The following is a 15268-nucleotide window of genomic DNA, read 5'->3' on the forward strand; positions in this document are numbered from 1 at the left end:
AAATTTGATTGATAATTAATTTCTTTTTAATTATAATAAATAGTAAGAAAATTCTAACTCTTGCTCAAAGGGGGAAAATCATGTCTGATAAGGTTTGGCTTTCTCAATATCCGGAAGAAATACCACGCAGTTTGACCTATGATAATAGTCCTGTACAACACTTCTTGGTTAGAGCATATGAAAAGAACCCAAATAAAATTGCAATTCATTTCTTAGGTAGGGAACTAACGTATAAAGAACTTTATGAGTCGTCACTTAAGTTTGCGAATTATTTACAAATGATTGGTGTTGAAAAAGGAGACCGAGTTGCCATTATGCTTCCTAATTGTCCGCAATCAGTAATTGCATATTATGGTGCATTATTTGCAGGTGGAATCGTTGTCCAGACTAATCCTTTATACACCGAAAGAGAATTGCAGTATCAAATGATGGACTCGGGAGCAAAAGTTTTATTGACAATGGATATCTTATATCCAAGAGTCATGAAAGTGATCAAAGAAACCAAAATTGAAAACGTTATCATAACAGCTATTAAAGATTATTTACCATTCCCTAAAAATTTGGTTTATCCGTTTATACAAAAGAGGCAATATGGATTTAGCGTGAAAGTTGAGCACAAAGGGATATCTCATTTATTTAACGAAATTATGCGAATTGCAGTTGCGCGACCAATTGAATTAGAGATTGATATAAATGAAGATTTAGCATTAATACAGTATACAGGTGGTACAACTGGATTACCTAAAGGTGTTATGTTAACTCATAAAAACCTCATTGCAAACACAAAAATGTGCGACAGGTGGTTATTTAAATGTAAAGAAGGTGAAGAAGCAATTTTAGGTATGCTACCATTCTTCCACGTCTATGGAATGACAACCGTATTGTTGTTATCTGTTGTTAAATCAAACAAAATGGTTCTTATACCTAAATTTGATGTTGAACAGGCATTAAAATTAATTGATAGACAAAAACCAACACTATTCCCTGGCGCCCCTACAATGTATATTGGTATTTTAAATCATCCGGATGTTGGGAAATATGATTTGTCATCCATTAAAGCTTGTATCAGTGGTTCTGCCCCTCTCCCTGTAGAAGTTCAAGAGCGTTTTGAAGAAATAACAGGAGGTAAACTGGTAGAAGGATACGGTTTAACGGAGACATCACCAGTCACCCATGCAAATTTTATTTGGGGTAAACGTGTGAAAGGATCGATTGGTGTTCCTTGGCCAGATACCGATGCAGTCATTATTAAATCAAGCAATGGAGAGATTCTACCCTCTGGTGAAATTGGAGAAATTGCCATCAAAGGGCCACAAGTGATGAAAGGTTACTGGAATCGCCCAGAGGATACATCTGCTTCATTTATTAACGGTTGGTTTTTAACTGGAGATTTGGGGTATATGGATAGCGAAGGATATTTTTATGTTGTTGACCGTAAAAAAGACATGATTATTGCGAGTGGGTTTAATATTTATCCCCGTGAAGTTGAAGAAGTTCTTTATGAAATAGAAGCAATACAAGAATGTGTGGTAATTGGAGTTCCGGATCCTTATCGCGGCGAAACGGTTAAGGCATATATTGTGTTTAAAGAAGGAAAAACGATGACCGAAGAAGAATTAAATAAATATTGCAGGAAGAATCTCGCTTCTTACAAAGTACCTCGTCTTTATGAATTCAGAACTGAATTACCTAAAACCGCTGTTGGTAAAATATTGAGGCGTACATTGCTCGAAGAAGAAAAAGCTAAGTTGTCTCAATTAGAGGCTTAACATTCTATTGACAGAATCTTCTATTAATTATAATATGAAAATGTGAATGAATGGTCATTCATATTTTCATATTTTTTTGGTGGTGAACTACTTGAAACGCGAAAAACCCAAGTACAAACAAATTATAGACGCGGCGATTATTGCCATTGCAGAAAATGGTTATCATCATGCGCAAGTATCTAAAATTGCAAAGCAAGCCGGTGTCGCTGATGGAACAATTTATTTGTATTTTAAAAACAAAGAAGACATCCTGATTTCCGTATTTCAAGAAAAAATGGGTTTGTTCGTAGAAAGCTTACAAGAAATTATCCAAATAGGTGAATCTTCTACGGATAAATTGTCCCAGATGATTGAAAATCATTTTAAAGTTTTAGCAATAGACCGCCACCTCGCAACAGTGACACAACTAGAGTTAAGACAATCAAATAAAGAACTAAGAATAAAAATAAATACAATATTAAAAGAATATTTAAAGTTGCTAGATGATATTTTAATTGAGGGTATGTTAAATGGAGAATTTAACCCAACGATGGATGTGCGTTTAGCACGACAAATGGTTTTTGGAACAATTGATGAGACCATTACATCTTGGGTCATGAATGAGTTTCGTTATGATTTATTAGATAATGTTCCAAAAGTTAGAGAGCTATTATTAAATGGACTTAAAGGGTAAAAGGGGATGGAAAAATGGACTTTCTTAAGTTATCCGTTGAGGATGGGGTTGGACTCATTACAATTCAACGACCACCTGCAAATGCATTATCTAGTGCACTAATTACAGCACTTAATTCCATTTTGGATGAAATTGATCATAATCCTTCAATTCGTGTTATTGTCCTCCATGGGGACGGTCGCTTCTTTTCAGCTGGAGCTGACATCAAAGAATTTACTGAAGTATCTTCAGGTTCAGAGTTTTCAAAGCTTGCTAGCCTAGGTCAACAAGTATTTGAAAGAATTGAATCTTATGATAAACCTGTAATTGCAGCTATTCATGGAGCTGCGTTAGGTGGCGGTTTAGAACTTGCTATGGGTTGCCATATCAGGTACGTAGCAGAAGATGCAAAATTAGGGTTACCCGAATTAAGTCTTGGTTTAATACCTGGTTTTGGTGGAACTCAACGCTTACCGCGATATGTTGGCACTGCAAAAGCAGCTGAAATGTTGTTTACAAGTGAGCCGATTTCTGGTTTAGAAGCAGTGGAATGGGGACTAGCAAATAAAGCTTTCCCTGTAGAAGAACTTCTACCGAAAACATTAGAGCTTGCTAAAAAAATTGCATTAAAGAGTCCAATTGCATTGCAAGCAGCAATCACAATGCTACAGTTCAGTAAAAGTGATGCTTTCCATAAGGGAATTAAAGCGGAAGCAGAGAGCTTTGGTACAGTCTTTGAGTCGGCTGATGCTAAAGAGGGAATCCAAGCATTTATCGAAAAACGTCAACCAACTTTTACGGGTAAATAATATTATTCAGCATCTACTACCTTTAGTTGCGAGTGAATCCAGACCTTGCTTTCTAATTGGTAGAACTACTAATTAAAGGCTGAATAATATTAAATCTTCCGGCTAGTCATGTGATTTCGTAAGGGGATGACTCGTGAAAAGACGAGTCCGAAATTCTTTGATGGAATAACGCCGAAGTAGAATTAATAATATTCAATTAGCAAAAGGGGAGGGTCTAATATGAACATTTTTGTATTAGTAAAACGCACGTTTGACACAGAGGAAAAAATTACTATTTCAGGTGGGAAAATTCAAGACGATGGTGCTGAATATATCATCAATCCGTATGATGAGTACGCAATAGAAGAAGCTATACAAGTTCGAGATGCTAAGGGCGGTAAGGTAACGGTTGTTACTATCGGGGGAGAAGATGCAGAAAAACAACTACGTACCGCATTAGCAATGGGAGCAGACGAAGCTGTCCTAATTAATACCGAAGATGATTTAGATGAATTAGATCAATATTCAACTGCTTTAATTCTAGCTGAGTATTTTAAAGATAAAGAGGTTGATTTAATATTAGCTGGAAACGTAGCTATTGATGGTGGAACTGGACAAGTAGGACCTCGTGTAGCTGACCTATTAGGCATAAACTATGTAACAACAATTACAGATTTAAAAATTGATGGTACAAGCGTTAAGATCGTGCGTGACATCGAAGGGGATTCAGAAATAATCGAGACTTCATTACCGTTATTAGTAACTGCACAACAAGGATTAAATGAGCCACGATATCCTTCTTTACCAGGTATCATGAAAGCGAAAAAGAAGCCGCTAGCAGAACTAGAATTAGATGATTTAGACATTGACGAAGATGACGTAGAAGTAAAAGTTGAAACAGTGGAAGTATTTTTACCTCCGAAAAAAGAAGCTGGTCGTATTTTACAGGGTGAATTATCGGAGCAAGTAAAGGAACTTGTAAATTTACTTCATTCGGAAGCAAAGGTTGTCTAAAGATCAAAAATAGTACAGAAACGGTAATGGAGGGGTTATCATGTCAAACAAAGTGTTAGTGTTAGCTGAAGTTCGTGAAGGGGTATTACGTAATGTTTCATTTGAAGCCATTGCTGCATCTAAACAAATTGCAGATGGTGGAGAGGTTGTAGGTGTATTAATTGGCGACGGGGTTTCACAATTAGCTGGGGAGTTAATTGCTTACGGAGCTGACCGTGTTGTAACAGTTGAACATCCTCATCTGAAAACATATACATCAGACGGTTTTAGCCAAGCATTTTTAGCGGTTTATAATCAAGAAAAACCAAATGCAGTTGTTTTTGGTCATACTTCATTAGGAAAAGATTTATCACCAAAAATTGCTTCTAAATTACAATCTGGGTTAATTTCAGACGTAACAGAAATTGAAGGGTCTGGTAGTGCAGCAGTTTATATTCGACCTATCTATTCTGGTAAAGCATTTGAAAAGGTGAAGGTTAAAGAGGGCATTACATTTGTGACTGTTCGTCCTAATAATATTGCCCCACTAACAAAGGATACAGGGCGAACGGGTGCAGTTTCAGCATTATCAGTCGAAATTACAAACCTACGTACAATCATTAAGGAAGTTGTTCGAAAATCTACTACTGGTGTAGATTTATCTGAGGCAAAAGTAGTGGTTGCTGGCGGACGTGGAGTGAAGTCAGCTGAAGGATTTGAACCACTTCAACAACTTGCTGATTTACTAGGTGGCGCAGTTGGAGCATCGAGGGGTGCGTGTGACGCAGATTACTGTGACTATTCATTACAAATTGGACAAACAGGTAAAGTTGTAACACCAGATTTATACATCGCAGCAGGTATTTCAGGTGCAATCCAACATTTAGCTGGTATGTCAAATTCAAAAGTAATTGTTGCAATTAATAAAGATCCGGAAGCAAATATATTTAAAGTAGCTGATTATGGAATTGTTGGAGATTTATTTGAAGTGATTCCATTACTTATTGAAGAATTTAAAGCATTAAAAGTGAACGCATAATTTTGCAAGAAAACACGTCTCATAACGATAATGGGACGTGTTTTATTATTGGATTAATTATTTAATTTATATGAAATTTATGTAAAATTTTCATCTCTAATCCAAAACACTTTACTGTCGTTCTTTTTTTTATCGTGCTATACTACATTCAGATGTTAGATTTAAGGAGGCAATTTAAATGGCAATTGTTAATGTTACAGATCAAAACTTTTCAGAAGAAATCGCTTCAGGCGTTGTGTTAGTAGATTTTTGGGCAACTTGGTGTGGACCTTGTAAAATGATTGCACCAGTTTTAGAAGAAATTGATGCAGAAATTGGAAATGAAGTTAAAATTGCTAAACTTGATGTTGATAATAACCAGGCGACTGCTGCAGAATATCAAGTAATGTCAATCCCAACTTTACTACTTTTCAAAGATGGGGAGCTAAAAGGAAAAACTGTTGGATTCCAACCAAAAGAAGCATTAATCGATTTCATTAATACAAATAAATAATTTTAATAAACGATTAAAAAACTGAGTACACTATTGTGCTCAGTTTTTTTGTTATCGTTTGTAAAGTGTTTACAAATTAGTTTACATACCTAACAACTACTAAAGTTGTTGATAAAAATTAACAAACTTATTTTATTTTCTATTAGCCCCCTATTCACCGTATAATAAAAAAAAGAGAATTTTAGGTGATGTCAATGAATGAAACCATTCAAAATAAATTAGCTATTCTTCCAGAAAATCCTGGATGTTATTTAATGAAGGACCGACAAGGAACTATTATCTATGTTGGAAAGGCAAAGGTGCTGAAAAATCGTGTGCGTTCCTATTTCACTGGTTCACATGATGGGAAAACTCAAAGACTAGTTAGTGAAATTGTGGACTTTGAATATATTGTTACATCGAGTGATTTAGAAGCATTAATTTTAGAATTAAATTTAATTAAACTACATGATCCAAAATATAACATTATGTTAAAGGATGATAAATCCTATCCTTATATTAAAATAACAAATGAAAAATATCCGCGTATACTTACAACTAGAAAAGTGAAGAAAGATAAGGCGAAATATTTCGGCCCTTATCCAAATGCCTTTGCTGCAAATGAAACTCGTAAACTTTTGGATCGAATCTATCCTTTACGAAAATGTGCAAATCTACCAGATCGTGTTTGCTTGTACTATCATCTTGGCCAATGTTTAGCACCTTGTGTAAAAGAAGTGGAGCCGAAAATATACGATGATATGATCGATGAAATATCGAAGTTTTTAAGCGGTGGATATGAAGAAGTGAAAAAAGATTTGGAAGCCAAAATGTTGGATGCAGCGGAAAAACTTGAATTTGAACGTGCTAAAGAATTCCGTGACCAGATAACACATATAGAGACAATAATGCAAAAACAAAAAATTGTTTCTGGTGATTTATCGAATCGAGATGTATTTGGTTATTCAGTGGAAAAAGGATGGATGTGTGTCCAAGTATTTTTTGTGCGTCAAGGAAAATTAATTGAACGAGATGTTTCCATTTTTCCAATATATCGCGACCCGGAAGAGGAGTTTTTAACATTTGTTGGTCGTTTTTATGATATAGCTGAACATATTAAGCCAAAGGAAATATTTATTCCCGATACAATTGATGAAACCATTTTGGAAAAATTACTTGATATAAAGGTAATAATTCCAAAACGAGGGTCGAAAAAGGAACTCGTCAAGTTAGCAATGAAAAATGCAGAAATTGCAATACATGAAAAATTCCAATTAATTGAACGTCAAGAAGAAAGAACAATTGGAGCGTGCGAAGAATTGGGTGATGCTATGTATATTGGGACACCACTTCGTATTGAAGCATTTGATAATAGTCATATGCATGGTACTGATGCCGTTTCTGCCATGGTCGTTTTTATTGATGGAAAGCCAGCGAAAAAGGAATATCGAAAATATAAGCTGAGAGAAGCAGCCAAACATGATGATTATGGAGCAATGCAAGAAGTTATACGTAGACGCTATAGTCGTGTGCTAAAAGAAAATTTACCTTTACCAGATTTAATTATTATTGATGGTGGGAAAGGACAAATGGAAGTTGCGAGAGAAGTAATTGAGGATGAGCTTGGTCTCTATATTCCGATAGCTGGATTAGCAAAAGATGATAAACATAATACTTCCCAATTACTATATGGAGATCCACCAGAACCAATTCCACTTAAACGAACAAGTGATGGCTTCTACTTATTACAAAGAATTCAGGATGAGGTGCACCGCTTTGCGATTACTTTCCTTCGTCAGCAACATGGTACAAATGCCATTCATTCTGTGCTAGACGAAATTGAAGGTGTTGGACCAAAACGTAAAAAACAATTACTTAAGCATTTCGGGTCAATCAAAAAAATTCGAGAAGCAACAATTGAAGACTTAATGGAAGCGAATATTCCAAGTAATACTGCAACTGCAATTTATAATCATTTCCAAAAAGATCCATCAACAACTGAATAATTGTACTGTAATATGGAAATTGGGAAATGTTGTATATAGATTTTTTATATGGAAGAAATGGAGCAGCTCTTCACGTTTTTTTGTGAATGGTTGCTTCTTTATTTTATCTATTTCAAATCCTAAAGTATGATAAAATTAATTAATAAAAGATTTTAATATTTCAAATTTTAGTTGAAGAGCGGTTTATTAAAGGGGAGTGTAAGGATGACAAGTGTAGTTGTAAAAATTGATAGTTTTTCATTATCTACACCAGCGAATATTGAGCAAATATCGAAACGAATTGTTGAAGAGAAAAAACGAGGTCGTAATATTATTGTTGTTGTTTCTTCAGAAGAATTACTGGAAGAACCCTATAGAAAATTTGCTTATGCACTTTCAAAACAACCATCAAAACGTGAATTAGATGTTTTGCAATCTATAGGGTCGCAAGCTACTAGTGCTCTTTTAGCGATTGCTATTCAACAACGCGGCTTTAAAGCTGTTTCATTAACAGGATGGCAAGCAGGAATTGAAACTGTTGAAGTAAATCAAAAGGTTCGAATTGAACAGATTAAAATTGAATCAATCATTAACTATATCAGTAAGGGTGACATTCCAATTGTAGCGGGCTCTCAAGGATTTGATTACAAAAATAATAAAATTTCTATACTAGGAATGGGTGGCTCTGATACAACGGCAGTGGCGATAGCCGCGGCAATTGAAGCAGAATGTGTTGAGATTTTAACAAACTCTGAAGGTATATATACTGCAGAACCATCTATAGTGCCACGAGCAAAAAAATTAAAACAAATTTCTTATGATGAACTGCTCGAACTAACTCATCTAGGTTCAAAAATTGTTCACCCACGTGCAGTAGAAATGGCAAAAAAATACGATATGCCAATTATAGTTCGTTCCAGTACGAGTGATATTCCGGGTACGTTAATAAAGGGAGAGGTTGAAATGGAGAAAAACTTAATTGTTCGTGGTGTAGCATATGAAGCAGAAATTATTCGATTAACAGTAGGCTATGAAAAATATGAACATGCTTTACTTGCTAATATATTTACAACATTAGCAGATCATCAAATTGATGTTGATATTATCGTTCAATCTGTAATTGACGGGGTAAAACCAACTGTTTCATTTTCAATCGATAAAGAAGATTTTGCTGATGCAATCAAAGTACTTGAATCGAATAAAAGTACATTAGGATTTAGTTTCGCAGATTTTGAAGTTGGATTAGCAAAAGTATCGATTGTTGGCTCAGGAATGGTTTCTAACCCTGGTGTTGCAGCTCGTATGTTTAACCGACTTTGTAAAGAAAATATACCTGTTAAAATGGTAAGTACATCTGAAATTAAGGTGTCAGTAGTAGTGCCTCAAGAGGATATGGTTCGAGCAGCAAATGCTTTGCATGACGAATTTAATTTAGTTGAAGAATACGTTTAACTTCATTCAGTAGAACCGTAAGTGGTCATATGAATTCAAAAGGTTTTGCAATTCTAACAAAGGACTCAACTCTGAATCAAAATTAAAGAACTCAGATTAAAGAACACCACTTATCGCTGAAAATGCCACTTGCTGTGGCATCAGCTATATGTGACCAAGGTCCTGTTGGCCCAAGTCTTCGGTGGATGCCAAAAATTGTTAGGGGAAATTACCAACGCAAGCGAGGGTAATTTCTGGACATGTTTCAACGCGACAAAATCGCGGCACTTAGTCTTCCAATGTGCATTCGAATAAATAAAAAAGGTCGTCTCATTTTGATTGAGACGGCCTTTTTCATGGACCTATAAAATTATGTGAGGTCCAATTATTTTTCGTTTACTCTTTCTTTAAGATCCCATTTCACATGGAATTCTACTAAGCATTGTTTTTCTTTTTTTTCATCATAACATTCAGTTAAGTATCCTTTAAAAATTTGTAACTGCTCTGCGATAAATCCTGCTTCAAGACGGAATGTTCGATTTGAAATATTTAATAAATCATCATCATTTGTTAAATGAAAGATATAACCATCTTTTTCTTCCTTTTCTAATGTTAGTTTGCCCCAACCAGCATCTTCAAAGAAGGAAATAATTAATTGATTATCAGTGCATGGAAATTTTCTAGCTAAATCTTTTCCTGCCCAGTATAGAACATCATCTTGGTGTTTTCCTAGTATAGCAGGCAGTAAATGGTCCCGGAATAATTCATAACCAAAGGCGGGTACAGTTTTTATTTCATAGGAAGACATGTAAAAAACTCCTCTCGAATTTTCTTATTTACCGCGAAAAAAGTTAAATATGTACTTTAAACAGAAGAAATGTTGTTAAAGTAGAAAAAACTTACTTATATTGTATACAATAAAAATTAGGAGCAACCTTGACGCTACTAAATCTTGAGAGTACAATGGACATGTCATAATATTGTACCAAACTGAACTGCTGAGTCAATGAATGAACAATTACAATTTGTTGACGAAATTGGCTCACTATTCAAAAGTACTGAGGGGGGTAACAATCTTGTCAAACAATCGAGAGTTTTACTGGAGACGCTTACATTCTCTATTAGGAGTAATTCCAGTAGGTTTGTTCTTAGTGTTTCACTTATCTTTGAACTTCACCGCAACTGGTGGAGAAGATGCTTACAACAATTCTACAGGAGTGATGGACTTAGTACCACATTCATTACTGTTAATTGTTGAGTGGATAGTAATCTACATACCATTATTATTCCACGGTTTATACGGTGTGTATATTGCCTTTACTGCTACACATAACGTAAATCGTTTCGGCACATTCCGTAACTGGATGTTCGCATTACAACGTTTTACTGGTGTATTCTTAGTGATTTTCATAGCTTGGCATATCTTCCAAACTCGTATTCAAAAAGCTCTTGGAGCAGATGTAGACTTCAATATGATGGAACAAATTGTTTCAAATCCTTTAATGTTAGCGTTCTACATTGTAGGTATTTTATCTGCTACTTTCCATTTAGCTAACGGACTTTGGTCATTCTTAGTAAGTTGGGGTATTACACAATCACCTAGCTCTCAAAAAGTTGCAACATACGTAACAATGATATTCTTTGTTCTTGTAAGTATTATTGGTGTGGCTGCAATTCTAGCGTTCGTATAATAAGCTAATTAGAGAGTAGGACATCCATTAGGGTTTTCAGCAAAATTAGAGGAGTGAGTAATAATTATGGCGAAGAGCAAAATTATCGTCGTTGGTGGCGGTTTAGCCGGTTTAATGGCTACTCTTAGAGCTGCCGAAGAAGGCACTGAAGTAGAATTATTCTCATTAGTTCCCGTAAAACGTTCACACTCTGTATGTGCACAGGGCGGAATTAATGGTGCAGTAAATACAAAAGGGGAAGGGGATTCTCCATGGATCCACTTTGATGATACAGTATATGGTGGGGACTTCTTAGCAAACCAACCACCAGTTAAGGCTATGTGTGAAGCTGCTCCTGGAATTATTCACTTATTTGACCGTATGGGAGTTATGTTCAACCGTACACCTGAAGGTCTTTTAGACTTCCGTCGTTTTGGTGGAACAATGCATCACCGTACTGCATTCTCTGGTGCAACAACTGGGCAACAATTACTTTACGCACTTGATGAACAAGTTCGTCGTTTCGAAGTTGCAGGTCTAGTTACAAAATATGAGCACTGGGAATTCTTAGGTGCGGTCCTTGATGACGAAGGCCACTGCCGTGGTATCGTAGCACAAGATATGAAAAATGAAGAAATCAGAGCATTCCGTTCAGATGCTGTAATTATGGCAACTGGTGGTCCTGGTATTATCTTCGGTAAATCAACTAACTCAGTAATCAACACTGGATCTGCTGCTTCTATTGTTTATCAACAAGGTGCAACATATTCAAACGGTGAAATGATTCAAATTCACCCAACAGCGATTCCTGGAGATGACAAAAACCGTTTAATGTCAGAATCAGCTCGTGGTGAAGGTGGTCGTGTTTGGACTTATAAAGACGGTAAACCATGGTACTTCTTAGAAGAAAAATATCCAGCTTATGGTAACTTAGTACCTCGTGATATTGCAACACGTGAAATTTTTGATGTTTGTGTAAATCAAAAATTAGGTGTTAACGGTGAAAACGTAGTATATCTAGATCTATCTCATAAAGATCCACATGAACTAGATGTTAAACTTGGTGGTATCATTGAAATTTATGAAAAATTCGTAGGTGACGATCCTCGTAAATTACCAATGAAAATCTTCCCTGCAGTTCACTATTCAATGGGTGGTTTATGGGTTGATTACGATCAAATGACAGAAATTCCTGGCTTATTTGCTGCTGGTGAATGTGATTACTCACAACATGGTGCAAACCGTCTAGGTGCAAACTCTTTACTATCAGCTATTTATGGTGGTTCTGTAGCAGGTCCGAACGCCGTGAAATATATTAAAGGTCTGAAAAAGCATGCAGAAGATCTTCCGCAATCTCTTTATGACGCACGTGTAAAAGAAGAACAAGAGAAATGGGAAGCAATCCTAAAATTAAATGGTACTGAAAACGCATACTTAATTCATAAAGAACTTGGTGAATTAATGACTGACAACGTTACTGTTGTACGTTATAACGATAAATTAGAAGCGACTTATGAAAAAATTACAGAGTTACTACAGCGTTGGGAAAACATTAACATCAATGACACTCAGAAGTGGAGTAACCAAGGCGCACACTTCACTCGTCAGTTGAAAAATATGTTATATCTTGCACGTGTAATTACTAAAGGTGCACTTTTACGTAACGAATCTCGTGGAGCTCACTACAAACCAGACTTCCCAGAGCGTGATGATGAGAACTTCTTAAAAACAACGATGGCGAAGTTTGATCCAGCAACTGGTGAACCTGTGATTACTTATGCAGAAGTAGACGTATCTTTAATTCCACCACGTGAACGTAACTATTCTAAGTAATAATAAAAGGGAGGTCATTAATCATGACAACAGCCGTAGGAACTACTACTAGAACGGTTAAACTTGAAATCCTTCGTCAAGATACTGAAGGTGGGGCAACTCGTTGGGAAAAATTCGAAGTTCCTTATCGCCCTGGTATGAACGTAATCTCTGCTTTAATGGCTATTCGTAGTAATCCTGTTACTGCTGATGGTAAAACTACTACACCAGTAACTTGGGATATGAACTGTCTTGAAGAAGTATGTGGAGCTTGTTCTATGGTAATTAATGGTCGTCCTCGTCAATCATGTTCAACATTAATTGACCAATTAGAACAACCTGTAAAATTAGAACCAATGAAAACTTTCCCAGTAGTGCGTGACTTACAAGTTGACCGTACTCGTATGTTTAATGCATTGAAAAAAGTTAAAGCATGGGTTCCAATCGATGGAACTTATGATTTAGGGGAAGGTCCTCGTATGCCAGAACGTAAACGTCAATGGGCTTACGAATTATCTAAATGTATGACTTGTGGTGTTTGTATGGAAGCATGTCCAAACGTATCTGAAAAATCTTCATTTATCGGACCAGCTCCACTTTCACAAGTACGTCTATTTAACACACACCCAACTGGTGCGATGGTTAAAGACGAACGTTTATTAGAAATTATGGGAGATGGTGGCCTTGCAAACTGTGGTAACTCTCAAAACTGTGTTGCTGCATGTCCAAAAGGAATTCCATTAACTACTTCAATCGCTTCATTAAACCGTGCTACTTCTGTTCAAATGTTCCGTAACTTCTTCGGATCTGACCACATGGTAGACTAATTTAGATTACTAGTTAATTAGAGATTTAATTCAATTCATTATAAGGCATTAATAAATCATTCGATTTATTGATGCCTTATTTTATTTTCTTGCATAAAATATTAAGAATTAACAAACACGTTCACATCATGAATATCAATGATTAGATGACTAAAACATATTCTTAAACTATAGTAGTATAAGTAGTGTCTGTTGGATATGGATTGAATAATACTCCTCCAAAAATGGAATATACAAAGTTTAAGTACTAAGTTGACTCATTAATTATTGTATAATTAATGAATATTAAACTTGTAGCCAGAGGGGGAAACATATGAAGCCGAGTTATATCGAAAATTCTCAACAGTGGGAAGAAGAGTTTCAGTTTTTTGTTGAGGTAACCGTAAGATTTTCAGAAACTGACATGTTTGGACATTTGAACAATACTGTACCATTTGCTTATTTTGAATATGCAAGAATTGAATATTTAAAGTCAATTGGTTTCATGAATGAATGGACGTCAAGGGAACCGGAATTGATACCTGTAGTTGCAGACCTCCATTGTGATTATGTAAAACAAGTATTTTTTGATGAGAAACTACGTGTTTTTGTTAAGACAGCAAGGATTGGGAAGTCTTCTTTAGACTTACATTATCTAGCCAAAAACGAAAATAATGAAACTTGCTTTACGGGCAGAGGGACAATTGTGCAAATTAATAAGGGAACTGGAAAAGCAGTACCTTTAACGGAAGTCGAAAAAGAAAAAATATTGCTTGGGAAATAGTTAAAATGCCCTCACAGCCTATCAAGTCTTAACATACTTTACATAGAAGAGGAGATAGGAGGGTGTTGCCATTATGAATAGCCCGCAGCATCGTTCGCTTTTGACTAAAAGAGAACGTGAAATTTTCCAATTGTTAATCTTGGATTACTCAACAAAGGAAATTTCACAAAAACTCAATATTAGCGAGAAGACGGTGCGTAATCATATTTCAAATACAATTCAAAAGCTGGGTGTTTCTAGTCGATCCCAAGCATTGATTGAATTGCTTAGGCTTGACGAATTATCACTTCATTGAATCATGCTTGCTATTTAATGAAAAACACTTCAAAATAGAACTAGAAAATCAATCAGCATTTATTGTGTACTGAAAATTCATATTCGGTATACGTCACTTCTAAATAGGTAGTGAGAATGGATGCAGAACTTACTTCTTTTAAAAATAAAAATAAGAAGGAAGTAGCCTCCGTCAATTGTTCAGCCTAAATGCATGTTTAGCTGTTTATAGCATGAAAGCTTAGTGACAGATATTTTTGTTACTGTATGATAATTGACGGTTGCAATTACGCCAAAGCGTAATTGATGTACAGTTCTTGAGGAGTGAATGTAAGACAATGAAAGTAAGTGAAATACACAGTCATGTAGAGGTTGCATTTTTAGAGAAAAAACTTCGTTATACTTCTCATCTAATTAAACAAGAAGGCAGAGAAATTTAGTAATTATACTATTACTCCTCCACAATTTATTGCACTTCAGTGGTTACATGAATTGGGAGATATGACAATTGGTGAATTATCGAATATAATGTATTTAGCATTTAGTACGACGACAGATTTAGTTGATCGTATGGAAAAAATGAATTAGTAATGCGAATTCGTGATGACCAAGACCGCCGAGTAGTGCACATTCATTTACTTCAAGAAGGTGAAGATTAATTGAAGAAGTGATTGAAAACGTCAAAATTACTTAAATGAACTATTGGTAGATTTTGACAAAGAAGAAGTAGAACTTTTATCAAAATTATTGCAAAAATTTCATTTACAAATGAAAGAGGATTGAGGCGGTTTTAA

Annotated in this window: 14 protein-coding genes and 1 pseudogene; 14 read left to right on the plus strand and 1 reads right to left on the minus strand. The window is 35.5% G+C overall.

The genetic code is table 11. The annotated features are described in order from the left end of the window. Positions 1 to 80: 80 nt before the first annotated feature. The 8 genes from JOD29_RS00705 to JOD29_RS00740 all read left to right on the plus strand — a co-directional run bounded on the left by JOD29_RS00705 (position 81) and on the right by JOD29_RS00740 (position 9150). The gene (locus JOD29_RS00705; RefSeq protein ID WP_124762377.1) at positions 81 to 1769 is read left to right on the plus strand and encodes an AMP-binding protein; all 1689 of its coding nucleotides are present in this window, start codon (positions 81 to 83) and stop codon (positions 1767 to 1769) included. A gap of 91 nt (positions 1770 to 1860) precedes the next feature. Continuing rightward, positions 1861 to 2442, plus strand: coding sequence for a TetR/AcrR family transcriptional regulator (locus tag JOD29_RS00710; protein WP_124762375.1), 582 nt, complete (start codon positions 1861 to 1863; stop codon positions 2440 to 2442). Between the two features lie 14 nt (positions 2443 to 2456). Beyond that, entirely contained in the window at positions 2457 to 3230 is a 774-nt protein-coding gene (locus JOD29_RS00715) for an enoyl-CoA hydratase (protein WP_124762373.1), read from the plus strand. A gap of 219 nt (positions 3231 to 3449) precedes the next feature. Then, entirely contained in the window at positions 3450 to 4223 is a 774-nt protein-coding gene (locus JOD29_RS00720; RefSeq protein WP_124762371.1) for an electron transfer flavoprotein subunit beta/FixA family protein, read from the plus strand. A gap of 40 nt (positions 4224 to 4263) precedes the next feature. Next, positions 4264 to 5241 carry an electron transfer flavoprotein subunit alpha/FixB family protein gene (locus JOD29_RS00725; RefSeq protein WP_124762369.1) on the plus strand — a complete coding sequence of 326 codons (978 nt, stop codon included), beginning with the start codon at positions 4264 to 4266 and terminating at the stop codon, positions 5239 to 5241. A 178-nt stretch (positions 5242 to 5419) separates the two neighbouring features. Continuing rightward, complete coding sequence (trxA, locus tag JOD29_RS00730) at positions 5420 to 5734, plus strand: thioredoxin (RefSeq protein ID WP_124762367.1); 315 nt, start codon at positions 5420 to 5422, stop codon at positions 5732 to 5734. A gap of 194 nt (positions 5735 to 5928) precedes the next feature. Beyond that, a complete protein-coding gene (uvrC, locus tag JOD29_RS00735; RefSeq protein WP_124762365.1) occupies positions 5929 to 7719 on the plus strand; it encodes an excinuclease ABC subunit UvrC in 1791 nt (596 codons plus the stop codon). Between the two features lie 204 nt (positions 7720 to 7923). Then, positions 7924 to 9150 carry an aspartate kinase gene (locus JOD29_RS00740; RefSeq protein ID WP_124762363.1) on the plus strand — a complete coding sequence of 409 codons (1227 nt, stop codon included), beginning with the start codon at positions 7924 to 7926 and terminating at the stop codon, positions 9148 to 9150. A 364-nt stretch (positions 9151 to 9514) separates the two neighbouring features. Here JOD29_RS00740 and JOD29_RS00745 read toward each other — a convergent pair whose 3' ends face one another. Further along, positions 9515 to 9937, minus strand: a complete 423-nt coding sequence (locus tag JOD29_RS00745; RefSeq protein ID WP_124762361.1) for a YslB family protein — start codon at positions 9935 to 9937, stop codon at positions 9515 to 9517. A gap of 268 nt (positions 9938 to 10205) precedes the next feature. Here JOD29_RS00745 and JOD29_RS00750 point away from each other — a divergent pair, with 268 nt between their 5' ends. From JOD29_RS00750 to JOD29_RS00775, 6 genes and pseudogenes are all read left to right on the plus strand, one after another. Then, positions 10206 to 10820, plus strand: a complete 615-nt coding sequence (locus JOD29_RS00750) for a succinate dehydrogenase cytochrome b558 subunit (protein WP_124762359.1) — start codon at positions 10206 to 10208, stop codon at positions 10818 to 10820. A 66-nt stretch (positions 10821 to 10886) separates the two neighbouring features. Then, the gene (sdhA, locus tag JOD29_RS00755; RefSeq protein ID WP_124762357.1) at positions 10887 to 12632 is read left to right on the plus strand and encodes a succinate dehydrogenase flavoprotein subunit; all 1746 of its coding nucleotides are present in this window, start codon (positions 10887 to 10889) and stop codon (positions 12630 to 12632) included. A gap of 23 nt (positions 12633 to 12655) precedes the next feature. After that, positions 12656 to 13438: a succinate dehydrogenase iron-sulfur subunit gene (gene sdhB, locus JOD29_RS00760; RefSeq protein ID WP_124762355.1), complete on the plus strand. Its 783-nt coding sequence runs from the start codon at positions 12656 to 12658 to the stop codon at positions 13436 to 13438. A gap of 313 nt (positions 13439 to 13751) precedes the next feature. Then, positions 13752 to 14201 (plus strand): acyl-CoA thioesterase, encoded by a 450-nt coding sequence (locus tag JOD29_RS00765; protein WP_124762353.1) that lies wholly within the window; start codon positions 13752 to 13754, stop codon positions 14199 to 14201. Positions 14202 to 14274: 73 nt separating this feature from the next. Further along, positions 14275 to 14496, plus strand: coding sequence for a helix-turn-helix domain-containing protein (locus tag JOD29_RS00770; protein ID WP_036173760.1), 222 nt, complete (start codon positions 14275 to 14277; stop codon positions 14494 to 14496). 316 nt (positions 14497 to 14812) lie between these two features. Then, positions 14813 to 15257, plus strand: a pseudogene (locus JOD29_RS00775) (MarR family winged helix-turn-helix transcriptional regulator). The last annotated feature ends 11 nt before the right edge of the window (positions 15258 to 15268 follow it).

This window comes from Lysinibacillus composti (assembly GCF_016908465.1).
In the GTDB taxonomy this organism is placed as follows: Bacteria; Bacillota; Bacilli; order Bacillales_A; family Planococcaceae; genus Ureibacillus; species Ureibacillus composti_A.

What these genes read in the sequence shown, in the direction of transcription:
- uvrC (WP_124762365.1), top strand. Translation starts at nt 5,929, where the DNA reads ATGAATGAAACCATTCAAAATAAATTAGCTATTCTTCCAGAAAATCCT.
- JOD29_RS00705 (WP_124762377.1), top strand. Translation starts at nt 81, where the DNA reads ATGTCTGATAAGGTTTGGCTTTCTCAATATCCGGAAGAAATACCACGC.
- trxA (WP_124762367.1), top strand. Translation starts at nt 5,420, where the DNA reads ATGGCAATTGTTAATGTTACAGATCAAAACTTTTCAGAAGAAATCGCT.
- JOD29_RS00765 (WP_124762353.1), top strand. Translation starts at nt 13,752, where the DNA reads ATGAAGCCGAGTTATATCGAAAATTCTCAACAGTGGGAAGAAGAGTTT.
- JOD29_RS00715 (WP_124762373.1), top strand. Translation starts at nt 2,457, where the DNA reads ATGGACTTTCTTAAGTTATCCGTTGAGGATGGGGTTGGACTCATTACA.
- JOD29_RS00725 (WP_124762369.1), top strand. Translation starts at nt 4,264, where the DNA reads ATGTCAAACAAAGTGTTAGTGTTAGCTGAAGTTCGTGAAGGGGTATTA.
- sdhA (WP_124762357.1), top strand. Translation starts at nt 10,887, where the DNA reads ATGGCGAAGAGCAAAATTATCGTCGTTGGTGGCGGTTTAGCCGGTTTA.
- JOD29_RS00745 (WP_124762361.1), bottom strand. Translation starts at nt 9,937, where the DNA reads ATGTCTTCCTATGAAATAAAAACTGTACCCGCCTTTGGTTATGAATTA.
- JOD29_RS00740 (WP_124762363.1), top strand. Translation starts at nt 7,924, where the DNA reads ATGACAAGTGTAGTTGTAAAAATTGATAGTTTTTCATTATCTACACCA.
- JOD29_RS00770 (WP_036173760.1), top strand. Translation starts at nt 14,275, where the DNA reads ATGAATAGCCCGCAGCATCGTTCGCTTTTGACTAAAAGAGAACGTGAA.
- JOD29_RS00720 (WP_124762371.1), top strand. Translation starts at nt 3,450, where the DNA reads ATGAACATTTTTGTATTAGTAAAACGCACGTTTGACACAGAGGAAAAA.
- sdhB (WP_124762355.1), top strand. Translation starts at nt 12,656, where the DNA reads ATGACAACAGCCGTAGGAACTACTACTAGAACGGTTAAACTTGAAATC.